The organism is Burkholderia sp. AU45274 (assembly GCF_030482505.1).
GTDB lineage: Bacteria > Pseudomonadota > Gammaproteobacteria > Burkholderiales > Burkholderiaceae > Burkholderia.
Genome location: NZ_JAUJQE010000004.1, coordinates 75,445 through 87,892, shown reverse-complemented (window position 1 = coordinate 87,892; position 12,448 = coordinate 75,445). Strand labels below are relative to the sequence as shown.

The 12,448-nt window shown below is 66.2% G+C and carries 10 protein-coding genes and 1 pseudogene; 6 read left to right on the top strand and 5 right to left on the bottom strand.

The features are described 5' to 3' along the window. Positions 1-20 precede the first annotated feature (20 nt). The 3 genes and pseudogenes from QZM35_RS16185 to QZM35_RS16180 all read right to left on the bottom strand — a co-directional run bounded on the left by QZM35_RS16185 (position 21) and on the right by QZM35_RS16180 (position 1,862). Positions 21-974 carry a fatty acid desaturase family protein gene (locus QZM35_RS16185; RefSeq protein ID WP_301776358.1) on the bottom strand — a complete coding sequence of 318 codons (954 nt, stop codon included), beginning with the start codon at positions 972-974 and terminating at the stop codon, positions 21-23. Between the two features lie 90 nt (positions 975-1,064). Continuing rightward, positions 1,065-1,193: pseudogene (locus tag QZM35_RS38170) on the bottom strand (hypothetical protein); the annotation flags it as partial. Between the two features lie 33 nt (positions 1,194-1,226). Then, on the bottom strand, positions 1,227-1,862 hold the full coding sequence (locus QZM35_RS16180; protein WP_301776357.1) for an isochorismatase family cysteine hydrolase: 636 nt from the start codon (positions 1,860-1,862) through the stop codon (positions 1,227-1,229). A 371-nt stretch (positions 1,863-2,233) separates the two neighbouring features. Between QZM35_RS16180 and QZM35_RS16175 the strand changes: the two genes are divergently transcribed. Further along, positions 2,234-3,247, top strand: coding sequence for a hypothetical protein (locus tag QZM35_RS16175; RefSeq protein ID WP_301776356.1), 1,014 nt, complete (start codon positions 2,234-2,236; stop codon positions 3,245-3,247). A gap of 198 nt (positions 3,248-3,445) precedes the next feature. Here QZM35_RS16175 and QZM35_RS16170 read toward each other — a convergent pair whose 3' ends face one another. Next, complete coding sequence (locus QZM35_RS16170; protein WP_011354359.1) at positions 3,446-4,360, bottom strand: glutaminase; 915 nt, start codon at positions 4,358-4,360, stop codon at positions 3,446-3,448. A 221-nt stretch (positions 4,361-4,581) separates the two neighbouring features. Between QZM35_RS16170 and QZM35_RS16165 the strand changes: the two genes are divergently transcribed. From QZM35_RS16165 to QZM35_RS16155, 3 genes are all read left to right on the top strand, one after another. Further along, positions 4,582-5,292, top strand: coding sequence for a response regulator (locus QZM35_RS16165; RefSeq protein ID WP_039366515.1), 711 nt, complete (start codon positions 4,582-4,584; stop codon positions 5,290-5,292). Positions 5,293-5,356: 64 nt separating this feature from the next. Then, positions 5,357-6,487, top strand: a complete 1,131-nt coding sequence (locus QZM35_RS16160) for an ATP-binding protein (protein ID WP_046548399.1) — start codon at positions 5,357-5,359, stop codon at positions 6,485-6,487. Positions 6,488-6,794: 307 nt separating this feature from the next. Then, the gene (locus QZM35_RS16155) at positions 6,795-7,418 is read left to right on the top strand and encodes an FMN-dependent NADH-azoreductase (RefSeq protein ID WP_089426969.1); all 624 of its coding nucleotides are present in this window, start codon (positions 6,795-6,797) and stop codon (positions 7,416-7,418) included. Between the two features lie 57 nt (positions 7,419-7,475). On the opposite strand, the gene QZM35_RS16150 is transcribed toward QZM35_RS16155, so the two are convergent. Continuing rightward, on the bottom strand, positions 7,476-9,869 hold the full coding sequence (locus QZM35_RS16150) for a patatin-like phospholipase family protein (RefSeq protein ID WP_089433039.1): 2,394 nt from the start codon (positions 9,867-9,869) through the stop codon (positions 7,476-7,478). Positions 9,870-10,138: 269 nt separating this feature from the next. On the opposite strand from QZM35_RS16150, the gene QZM35_RS16145 reads away from it, so the two are divergent. Both QZM35_RS16145 and QZM35_RS16140 read left to right on the top strand, forming a co-directional pair. Further along, positions 10,139-11,179, top strand: coding sequence for a rod shape-determining protein (locus QZM35_RS16145; protein WP_089426971.1), 1,041 nt, complete (start codon positions 10,139-10,141; stop codon positions 11,177-11,179). 233 nt (positions 11,180-11,412) lie between these two features. After that, positions 11,413-12,072 (top strand): YdcF family protein, encoded by a 660-nt coding sequence (locus QZM35_RS16140; protein ID WP_301776355.1) that lies wholly within the window; start codon positions 11,413-11,415, stop codon positions 12,070-12,072. Positions 12,073-12,448 lie beyond the last annotated feature (376 nt).

Genomic DNA, 12,448 nt, shown 5'->3' with positions numbered 1-12,448 from the left:
CGCCGCGCGGCGAAGGACGTCTAGCGCGTGGAGCCGGCCTGGCCGGAGTCGGGCGGCGCGAACGCGGTGCCGTCCGTCAGGTAGCGGTGCACGGCCGGCAGATGCTCGAGCGCGAGCGCCGGATACGCGTGATGCACCTGGTGATAGCCGATGTTGCGCGGATACAGCACGAGCTTGCCGATCCAGCCGAATGTCATCGTACGTGTCATGTGCCAGATCGATTCCGGTGCGCGTTCTTCGATCTCGACGTGCTGATGTTCGAGCAGCACGCGGTTCGCATTCATGATGCCGCCGACGATCCACGGCAGTCCGTAGTACGTGAAGAACGGCAGATCCCAGTGCACGACGGCCGCGATCGCGAGCAGATAGACCGCGCAATGCGGCAGGTCGGCGCGCGCGCAGGCGATGACTTCAGGGTGACGGCGCAAATCCTGGCGCGAGCGGTCCTGCATGAAGCCGCGTGCATACCACGGCCGGAACGCCGGCCACGCGAGCGCGAGCGGCGCCATCAGCGCGCGCAGCGGCCACCAGACCGGCAGCAGCGCGCCGCGCAGCATCATCACGCGCTGCACCCAGCCGCCGCGCGCGGCGAGGCGGTGCAGGTACGGATCCTCGGCGGTACCGACCGCACGGTGGTGACGCAGGTGGTGATAGCGCATCGCGGCGATCGACGAACCGATCGTCCAGCCGGCGAGCGCTTCGACGAGCGCGAGCGGCAGCGTCATGCGCCGCATCGGGAGGTGGCAGGCATCGTGCAGGATCACGCCGAATGCCTGCAGCCGGCCCGCGATCAACAGCACGGCCACGACATAGACGAATGGATTTGGCACGAACCGGATCGCGGCCCAGCCCAGCAGGATGCCGAGCCAGTCGATGCACACATAGCGGACGAGTCGCCACGGCCGCGCGCCGGCTGCGAACGGCAGCGTGCGGTTCAGTTCGGCAGGCGTCGGCAGGGCGGATGGCGTAGGCATTCGATGAGGTCGGGCGCGCCGTCGATGGCGCGCATGCAGGCGTATCGGCGGCAATATACACCGGATTCTTCAGACGAAGAGCGGTAGCGTTCAACGCCTGGCGCAGGGTGTGCCGAACCATCGCATGGCCGCGTGCGCGGCTTCGTCGACGTTCGACGCATCGCCACTGGCTCTCTCGACGATACCGTCGGGCCGTGCGAGCACGGCGCGCAGTCGCGGCCGGTCTTTCGCATCGCTCGCGCGATCGCTTGTTTACTTGAGCAGCCGCAACGCGTCCGCGAGCGACAGCACCGTCGTGCGCGATTCGAAGGCGGTGGCGAACAGATGCTCGTGAACCACCGGATCCGGGTCGTAGCAGCAGTCCTTGACCGTGTACAAGCGGAAGTCCGCATCGCTCGCGTGGGCGATCGACGACAGCATCACGCCCGTCGACGCGATGCCGACCATGATCAGTGAATCGACACCTTGCTCGACCAGCCGCGCCTCCAGATCGGTGCCGAAGAACACGCTGGCGCGGTGCGCGACGATCAGCGGCTCGTCGGGCTGCCGGCCGAGTTCCGGGCACGGGCCGTCGTTGATGAAGCGGCCGAGCTGCTTGATGCCCTGGCCGTTCTTGTTGCGCGGGCTGACTTCCGGATAACCGGGGCTGAACCGGAGGTTCGCGAACCAGACGCCGATGCCGCCGGCCCGCGCCGCATCGCAGAGCCGGCGCGTATTGGCGAGCAATTCGGGCGCGACGGACGGAAAGAGGCCGAGGATGTCGGTCTGGTAATGCATGACGAGCAGCGCGGTGCTCGACGGCACGATGGCGGGAACCGGCGCGGACGGGCTGTCGCCGGGGTTCGTGCGGGTGGTCGTTGCGATATCCGATGCGTGTTGCCGAGTCATGAACGAGAGTCTCCGATAGCCCGTGAGGAATGTCAGCGTCCCCGATTTGTACCGGAAAATCGGGTCGGCTGCCGATGCGATTTTCGTAGGTTTTATCGTGTTGCGAGCCGGCGACCGTCACGCCGGCGTCGCATTCCTGCCGGCCGGCAATGTACTGGCGGTCGCCTTCATCGTCTCCGACGATAGCCGATAGCTGAATCCGGAATTCAGCGATGACGACGGATCGGATCATGGCCGCCCGACCTTTGCCTATCAGGAGCAGCGGCCGAAGTTGTGCGGATTGCCCCTATTACCCCTATTACCCGAGGCTGCCTATAATCGTCATCAACTTGCGCGAGAAATCGCGGTTACCAAGGTGAGGGGGTGTCCAAATGGGACAGTGCCGTCGCATCTATTCGCGCTTCGTCCTCGCAAGCTCGATCGCCGGTCTGGGATGTCTGGCAGGCGCAGGCCTCGCGTACGCGGAGGACAGTCCGTCGAGCGTGCCGACCGGGTTCAAGCCATCGGAAAGAACGATCAACGTCTATGCGGTGTATGGCGACGGACGCGCGACCAACGGCGGCGATATGCATTGGCGTGCGTACGAAGTCGGCTTCGGCGATGTCTTGAATGACTACCTCTCGGTCTACCTCGCGTATCTGAACGAGGGGCATCCCCTCGATCACCACCGTGACGGCTTCGCCGCCATAGGTTCGTTTCGTTGGCCGGTCGGCGATCGCCTGGCGCTCGAGTTGTCGGCGGGGCCGTATTTCAGCATGGACACGACACATGTCAACGACCAGCCGCGCAATGAAAAGCGATGGGGCGTGCGCGCCTCGGCAGCGGTGCGCTATTACGTCGTTCCCAACCGCTTCTTCCTCAAGGTGCAGTACAACCACGTGCAGATGATCGACGGATTCAACTCCGACGCGGTGCTCTTCGGCATCGGCTCGGATTTTGGCGGCGATCCTGGCCCGGCTTTTTCGGACGGCAAGACGCAGGTTGGCGTTTGGGCCGGGACATCGCAGACGAACCGTCCCCAAGTGCCCATCGAAAAAGGGTATATGGTCGAAGTCAAGCGGCCGCTCGGCAATGCGTGGGCCTATTCGGCGAGCTTCGTCTACGAAGGCAATAACGGCGTCGCCGGCCGAAGAGGTGTGGCGGCGCAATTCTGGTATGTCGCGCCGATCAAGAGCAAATGGACGCTTTCGGCAGGTGTGGGCCCGTATCTCTCGCATGATCGGGACGAGGTCGCGAGTAAAACGAGACTGAATGCCTTGCTCAGCGCGCAGGTGACCTATCAGGTAACGAACGATTGGGCGGCGAGCTTACGCTTTAATCGTGTCGCAACCGGCAACGACAAGGACCAGGACATGTTCATGGTCGGCGTGGCGCACAATTTCTAGCGGCTCGGCTTGCACCGAATCGACATCGGCCTGCATGCGAGTGACCGTTTTACCTTCGGAAACGGCCCTTTGGAGGTCGGCGTTTTGTGCGGCCCAGTTGGGTCGATCGCAGCCGATGGCCGAATTCCCCATCAAGCGCATGCGCCGATATGACTCTGCCGCCGTTGTGCCAGGTGGCGCTCGCCTAACCCCGCCGCGTCAAAAAATCGACCTTCCCGAATAAGTCGTCAACCACTCCAGCGCCAACGTCCCCGCCAGCGAGTTCCCGTTCGCATCGAGCCCCGGCGCCCACACGCACACGGCCATCTCGCCCGGCAGCACCGCGACGATCCCGCCGCCGACGCCACTCTTCGCAGGCAACCCGACGCGATACACGAAATCCCCCGCCGCATCGTAGGTGCCACAAGTCAGCATCAGCGCCGACAGCCGCTTCGCGGAACTCGAATCGACGATCCGCTCGCCGGTGACCGGCGCGACGCCGCCGTTCGCGAGAAACAGCGCGGCGCGCGCGAGCTCGACGCAGTTCATCGTGATCGCGCACTGGCGGCAATACGCGTCGATCACCGTGTCGGGCGGCATCTGCATGTTGCCGAAGCTCGCCATGAAGTGCGCCATCGCGCGGTTGCGTTCCGCGTGCTGCAGCTCCGACTGCGCGACGCGCGAATCGTAGTCGATGTCGTTCGCGCCGATCAGCCGCCGCACGAATTCGACCAGCGCCGTCTCGGCCTTCACGAAGCGGCGGCACAGCACGTCAGTGACGACCAGTGCCCCGGCGTTGATGAACGGATTGCGCGGCTTGCCGCGCTCGCTCTCGAGCTGGACCAGCGAATTGAACGCGTTGCCGGACGGCTCGCGGCCGACCCGTTCCCACAGTTCGTCGCCGAGCAGCTGGAACGCGAGCGTGCACGCGAACAGCTTCGAGATGCTCTGGATCGAGAAGCGCTCGTACGCATCGCCCACCGTGCAAACGTTTCCGTCCAGCGTCACGACGGCCATCCCGAACTTGTCGGCAGGCACTTTCGCGAGTTCGGGGATGTAGTCGGCAACCCGGCCCTGGCCAATCCAGGGGGCGAGTTCGGTATGGATGCGTTCGAGGATCGTCTGGTAATTCATCAAGTCAGGCGGGTAGGTGAGTGGCCGGATTCAGGCGAGCCCGTATGGAACCGTCCCGGCGCCGATTCGTCAAGCTCGGACGATATCGAACCCTTATTTTCAAGACCTCTGAACAGGCAATCGGCCGGCGCAGTATCATGCGGTACGTTTCGGCCAATGGCCGGCGTCCGGCACGGGCCGGCGCCGCCGCCGCGGCTTCCCCGATGACCCGACCGCTGCCCATGTCTTTTCGCATCCTGCTCGTCGAAGACGACACCCGCCTGTCCACGCTGATCGCCGGCTACCTGCGCAAGAACGACTACGAAGTCGACACTGTGCTGCATGGTGACGCCGCAGTGCCGGCGATCCTGTCCATTCGTCCCGATCTCGTCATTCTCGACGTGAACCTGCCGGGCAAGGACGGCTTCGAAATCTGCCGCGAGGCACGCAAGCAGTACGACGGCGTGATCATCATGGTGACGGCCCGCGACGAGCCGTTCGACGAACTGCTCGGCCTCGAGTTCGGCGCGGACGACTACGTGCACAAGCCGGTCGAGCCGCGCATCCTGCTCGCGCGGATCAAGGCCCAGCTGCGCCGCGCGCCCGCGCGCGTGACCGAGAGCACCGCGCCGCAACCCGAGCGCTACGCGTTCGGCAAGTTCTCGATCGACCGCACCGACCGCTCCGTCGTGCTGCCCGACGGCAGCACGCCCGACCTGACGTCGGCCGAATTCGACCTGCTGTGGGCGCTCGTCTGCCATGCGGGCGAAGTCGTCAGCCGCGACGACCTGATGCTGCAGTTGCGCGGCGTCGAATTCGACGGCCTCGACCGCACGATCGACGGGCGCATCTCGAAGCTGCGCCGCAAGCTGCGCGACGACGCGAGCAACCCGCAGCGGATCAAGACGATCCGCAGCAAGGGTTACCAATTCAGCAAGCACGCGTGGGAATGACGCGGCGGTCGCACGACGCCGTCACGTTCCGCGCGGGCATTCCACCCGCCGGCCGGGAGCCGAGATGATCCGACGAACCCGTTCGCACCCCGATGCACCGCCGCTGCCGACGCTGCGCTACGTGAAGTGGCGTTGGCTGCATTTCCGCCGCGCGTGGACCGACACGCGCGCCGACCGCATCCCGAGCTGGTCGCGCCTTTACGTGCGCACGTACCTGCATCTGCTCGGCCTCGTGCTGCTGACCGCGCTCGTGCCGGCGCTCGCGCTGTGCGTCGAATTGTCCCCGCAGGTCGTGTGGCATGCGTTCGACTCGCTGCCCGGCGACATCTGGATCGTGCTCGTCTTCGTGTTCGCCGCACCCGCGCTCGCGGCGTACCGGTGGATGCGGCCCGTGTGGTCGGATCTCGTGATGGTGCGCGAGCGCGCGATCGACTTCACGGGCGGGCGCTTCAACACGCGTGCGCGCGAATCGCACAGCGTGATCATCGGCCCGCTCGCGCGGACGCTGAATGCGCTCGCGATGCGCATGGAACGGCTGATCGCCGCGCAGCGCGACCTGACGAACGGGATCTCGCATGAGCTGCGCACGCCGCTCGCGCGCGTGCGGTTCGCGCTCGAAATGCTGCGCGAACCGGGTTCCGCGGCCGAATACCAGGGCGCGCTCGAGAGCATCGCGCAGGACGTGACCGAGCTCGAAGAGCTGATCGACATGAGCCTCACGTATGCACGGCTCGAATACAGCTCGCTGCAGTCGAACCTCGAGATGACGGCCCCCGTCGCGTGGTTCGAGCATCAGGTCAGCGATGCGCAGCTGCTGTATCCGGAGCGCGCGATCGAGTCGCGCATCGCGATCGCATCGGACCTGCGCGTGAAGATGGACCGGCGGCTGATGTCGTATGCGATGCGCAACCTGTTGCGCAACGCGAGCAAGTACGCGAAATCGCGGATCGTCGTCGGGATCTCGCTCGTGCACGGCAACATCGGGATCTTCGTCGAGGATGACGGCCCCGGCGTGCCGGAGAGCGAACGCGAGCGAATCTTCGACGCATTCGTGCGCCTCGACCGCCGCACCGGCGGCTATGGCCTCGGCCTGTCGATCACGCGACAGGTGCTCCATGCGCACAACGGCCGGATCGCGGTCGTCGATCCCGTCGAGCTCGGCGGCGCGCGCTTCGAGATCAGCTGGCCGGTCTAGCGATACACGTCGCGGGCGCCGAGCCTCGTTAGTCACCACACCACGACAGCACACAGCCGCGCGCGCCGGATTCGGGCGCGTCGCCGGCCGTTCCCGCCGCACCTTCCCCATCTCGATGCCTTCCCACACCGCAATCGCGTGGCGATTCGTTTGCCACGCGCACGCGCTTTGCATTACGATTGCAATTGCAACTATATCGACGGGCCGATCCCAGCAGCGCAGGCGGGCGGCCCGCGACGCAGCAGTGAAGCCGGGGCCGCCGCGATGGCCGCCCCTTGTTCATGCATTCCTGTCCGGGTCACCCATCATGCGGCTGTTGAATATCGTGTCTTCTCCCCGCGGCGCCAGGTCGGCTTCGATCGCGGTCGCCACTGCCTTTGTCGATGCGTACCGGGAGACGGGCGCCACGATCGACGTCGATACGCTGAATGTCTGGGAGGAGGACTTGCCGGACTTCGACAGCGAGGCGATCGGCGCCAAGTACAAGGGCGTCGCCAACGCGCCGATGGATGAGGCGGAGCAGTCGATCTGGCGGCGCATCCAGTCGCTCGTGACGCGCTTTCAGGAGGCCGACCGGATCGTCGTCGGCGTGCCGATGTGGAATTTCGGCTATCCGTACAAGCTCAAGCAGCTGATCGATCTCGTCAGCCAGCGGAACATGCTGTTTTCGTTCGACGGTACGGCGTACGCGCCGTTGCTGGAGATTCCGCGCGCGCTGGTGATCCATGTTCGCGGGCAAAGCCGGGAACCCGGCGCAGGCGCCGACAATCCCGGTTTCCGGCATCAGGCCGATTACATCGAATTCTGGTTGAGGTTCATCGGCGTGAGCGAGGTCAGGAGCCTGACCGTCGAACACACGTGGGGGGCACGCGCAAGCGACAGTATCGAGCGGGCGCAAGCCCGCGCGGTCGCGATGGCGGCGGAGTTCTGACCCGGCTGGGCGGCGCGAGGCAGACGCGGAGGCCGCCGAAGCGGCATCCGCGCACGCTCAGTAGGTACGGCCGAGCTGCAGGTAGAAGTTGCGGCGGCCGCCGGGCGCGAGCGCGACGCCGATGTATACGGGCCCGAACGCGGTCGACAGGCTCGTGAAGAACGTATAGCTCTGCTTGAGCGCACCGCCGCCGATCTGCTGGCCGCTCGACCAGACGTTGCCGACTTCCGCGCTGGCGCCCACCGACAGCGCCTTGATCGGCGATGCGTTGAACGTCATCAGCTGGTTCATGTAGGTCACCTGCGCATACGCGAGCTCGTTGCCGTTCAGCTGGTCGGCCGCATACGCGGACAGATGCTGGAAGCCGCCGAGCGTGAAATTGAACGCGTTGATCAGGTTGGTGCCGCCGATGCTCTTGCCGCCTTCGATCGTCGCGCTGACGCTGTGCCGGCCGAACTGCTGCGCGACCATCGCCTTGCCGTAGATCTCGGTGTACGGCGCGCTGTTGATGCTGTCGTCGAAGTCCGACGCCGAGCCCCCGTTGCGCGACACCAGCGAGCGTTCGATACGCAGTTCGGTGAAATAGCCCTTGCGCGGGAACAGCGGATCGTCGAGCTGGTCGATGACGAGCCGCGCGCGCGCGGTCAGCGCCTGCGACGTGAAGCTCGGCCACAGCAGCGACCGGCCGCTGCCGTCGTCGAACGGCACGTTGTAGGTCGGCGAGCCGTGCCCGGTCACATAACCGAGGCCGATCCGGAAATCGCCGAGGCGCCCGATCGGCAGGCCGAGATCGAGCCCGGCGCGCGCGGTCTGCATCAGGTACTGCGTGATCTTCACGTCGCCGGTGTCGTCGTACAGGTTCGCGTAGCGGCGCTGGTATTCCGCGTACGGCGACAGATAGACACCGTAGGCCATCGACAGCGGCTGGCGGAACTCGATGCGCGCCGATTGCAGGTCGCTGCCGATCGTCGTGTCCGCGCGGAATTCGAGCCCGGATTCGGTGAGCCACGGCCGCCGGTAGCCGACGTGCAGGCGGAAGCCGCCCTCATCGGTCGAACTGCTCGACATGCCGAGCCCGAACAGCAGGAAATTCGGCCCCCAGTATTTCTCGCGGGCATCGATCTCGAGCACGTTTTCGTCGCCGTGGCTCACGATCTGCTGCGTGACGCTCTCGAAGTTGCCGCCGGTCGTGAGCCCGAGCAGATCCTGGCTGACCGTGTTCGGATCGTAGGTGTCGCCCGGTTTCACGTGCAGCGCGTTGCTGACGACCTGCTTCGGCACGCCGCCGGTGGTCTTGATGTCGATGCGCGTGATCCGGATCGGCGGCGGCAGCGGCTGCGCGTGCGCGGACTGGTAGGCCGCGTACTGTTCCGGCGTGAGCGCGAAGCGCTTCAGCTTCGGCAGCGCCGCGGTCGCGGCGGCGGCGCCTGCGGCGATCGCCTGCTTCGCGTTCTGGAAATCGGTGAACGCGAGCGAGCCGAGGTCCGGCGTGAGCAGCACGTCCTGCGTGTCGAGCTGCTTGCGCTGCGCGGTCACGTTCTGGCGGATCAGGATGCCGACCATCTGCTGCATCACGTCGGCCGGCGACGCGAGCGCGTCGAGCGGACGCAGTTGCGAGCCGATGTCGACCGCGATCACGACGTTCGCGCCCATCTGCCGCGCGGTGTCGACGGGCAGGTTGCTGACGAGCCCGCCGTCCACGAGCGCACGCCCGTTGATCTCGGCCGGCGCGAACAGGCCCGGCATCGCCATGCTCGCGCGGATCGCGAGCGGCAGCGAGCCGCGGTCGAGCACCACCATCTGGCCCGTCTGCAGGTCGGTCGCGACCGCGCGGTACGGGATCGGCAGGCGGTCGAACGGCTGGTTGGTCGGCACGGCGGCCGTCCAGTTCGCGAGCAGCGCCTGCAGCCGGTTGCCCTGCACGAGGCCGACCGGCACCTTCACGCCTTTCTTGCCGAAGCCGAGCGTCAGCCCGTTGATGTACAGGCGCTCGTCCTCCCGGCTGGTTTGCGGCAGGTCCGCGCGCTCCGTCACGTCGAATGCGATGTCCGCGAGGTTGACCTCCGACAGCCGCTTCTGCATCTCGTCGGCAGCCATGCCGCTCGCGTACAGGCCGCCGACCACGGCGCCCATGCTGGTGCCCGCGATGCAGTCGATCGGGATGCGGTTGTCTTCCAGTACCTTCAGGACCCCGAGGTGCGCGTAGCCGCGCGCGCCGCCGCCGGACAGCACGAGGCCGATCGACGGGCGGCCGGCCGGGCCGCCGTCGGCTTCGCAGGTGTGCCCGGATGCGGCGGGCGTGGCAGCCGGCGCGCTGGCGGCAGCGACCGGGGCGGCGGCGGAGTCGGCTGCCGGCAGCGGTTGCGCGGCGACCGTGCAGCACCAGAAGGCGACGAGCGTCGTGCAAAGCGGGCGCACCCGCGCCCAGCGGAAGGAACCGGTCGCTGTCATGGAGGAAATACCTGGCGTGATCGGGCGTCTGAGGCCTGCCGGGAGCAGGCAAGACCGAGAGATTACCGTGTTTTACAGGCGCAATGCGAGAGGCTGTTGCGTAGCCGGAGGTGTCCTGGTCGGCACTTTTGACAATTGTTTCGCGAAAAAATCATCGGAATTGCCTAAAGTATCGGAACGATTTGCCGCTAAGTTCGTGATGGGGCGGCATGGACGCGCCGCGAAATGCAGCGCGGCTGCCCTGGTCCGTTCGATTACAAAGGTTTGATATGTCGACACCGCTGTTCGGAAAGTTGTTTGCGCAACCCGTTGCGATCGACCCTGGAACGGCGAGTACGCGGATTTATACGCACGAACGCGGCGTGGTGCTGAACCAGCCGTCGGTTGTCTGCTTCCGCAAGGCCGGTGCCGGTGCGACCGACGCCCGGCCGACGCTCGAGGCCGTCGGCGAGCTCGCGAAGGCGCTGCTCGGCCGTGAACCAGGGCATCTCGAAGCCGTGCGGCCGATGCGGCACGGCGTGATCGCCGACGCGCACGCGGCCGAGCAGATGATCCGCAGCTTCATCGACATGTCGCGCACGCGTTCGCGCTTCGGCCGTCGCGTCGAAGTCACGTTGTGCGTGCCGTCCGACGCGACGGCCGTCGAGCGCCGCGCGCTCCGCGAGGCCGCGTTTGCCGCGGGTGTGTCGGAGGTCGAACTGATCGAGGAATCGCTCGCGGCCGGGCTCGGCGCGGGCCTGCCGGTGACCGAGCCGGTCGGCTCGATGGTCGTCGATATCGGCGGCGGGACGACCGAAGTCGCGGTGATCGCGCTCGGCGGCATCGTCTACCGCGAGGCGATTCGCGTGGGCGGCAACCAGTTCGACGCGGCGATCGTCAACCATGTGCGCAACCTGTATGGCGTGCTGCTCGGCGAACAGACGGCCGAACACGTGAAGCAGACGATCGGCTCGGCCACCAGCGCGGTGCCGCGCCGGTCGACGCGCGCGGTCGGGCGGGGTGTCGGCGACGGGCTGCCGCGCTCGATCGAACTGTCCAACCACGACGTGGCGGACGCGCTGGCCGCGCCGCTCAAGCAGGTGATCGGCGCGGTGAAGTCGGTGCTGGAGAACGCGCCGGCCGAGCTCGTGACCGACATCGCGAATCGCGGCGTGGTGCTGACGGGCGGCGGCGCGCTGCTCGCGGATTTCGAACGCCTGCTGTACGACGAGACGGGGCTCGTCGCCCGGATCGCCGACGAGCCGGCCACCTGCGCGGTGCGCGGCGCGGGCGAGGCAATGGGGCGGCTCACGATGTGCCAGGTCGACTGATCCGGGTCGTGCCGGCCGGGCGTCGCCGAGCGGCGCGCGCATGCGCATCCATTCGATCTCCGTATTGCTTACCCGCCTCGCCGGGTAGCTGTCTCCGGTCGACTTTCGGGAAGGCCGTCCGCCGTCCGGCATCGGTCCGTTGCGTGGACACCCGAACGCGCATCGTGCTAGCGTGACGCGCCCGTCCGGGGCGGGGCAAGCCGCTACGCCCGACGACCTGAGAGACCGAAACCTTGAAAAACCACACCAAACGGGGCGTGTTTGCCCGCCTGGGCCGCCTGCTGGCCGTCGTCGCGTGCCTCTGGATCGTCGCGGCCGTTGTGCTCGTCGCGTCCGGGATGCGGATGGCGAGCGAGCCGGCCGACGTCGCCGTGATCTTCGGCAACGCGCTCGACGAGGCCGGCGCGCCGAAGCCCGTGCTCGCCGCCCGGCTCGACGTGGGCGTGCGCTGCTACCGCACGGGGCAGTGCCCGGCGTTCCTCGTCAGCGGCGCGATCGACGGCCCCGGGCTGAACGAGGCGACCGCGATGCGCGACTATCTCGTAGCGCGCGGCGTGCCGGCCGACCGGATCGCGGTCGACGACCAGGGCGACAACACGCTCGCGACCGCGCAGCACACGCTCGCCTATCTGCAGGCGCATCGCGTGTCGCGCGTGGTGATCGTCAGCCAGTATTACCACCTCGCGCGGGCGCGCCTCGCGTTCGAGCGCGTCGGCATCGCGCGGGCGGACATCTCCGCCGCGTATCCGCGCCGTTTCCAGTTGCGCGACGTCTATTCGAGCTGGCGCGAAGTGCCGGCGTATGCGGTGTATGCGGCGCGGCTGTGGGTGAACCCCGATGCGCGGCCGGTTTCGTTCCGGCCGATGCTTTATCTGATGAGCCTGTTTTCGTAACGGGGATGGTGTTCGACCGATACGCGACGGAAATCCAAAGGATCGGCTAAATGTCGGATTTGCCTTCCTTTTGTCTGACAAATGACGGCGCGGGGGATTATCTCGTGTCGATATTTTTCGGGCGTGCGGATATTGCGTTGCAATAAATCATCGTGATAATCGCGCCGATATCGGTATTTTCACCGATGCGGTTGATTTCCGTATTTTTTGATAAATATCAAATTAGCGGGCAAGCGGCATACGAAATTGCCTGTCTGAAGCGCCCCGATAAGTAAAAAATACGCGCTCGCTGCACCCCTGATATGCAAGGGTAAAGATCGACTGGAAAAGCCTGTTTTTTTGAACTAGCCTTGTCTGACAAAAGCAGGGCGGTAAT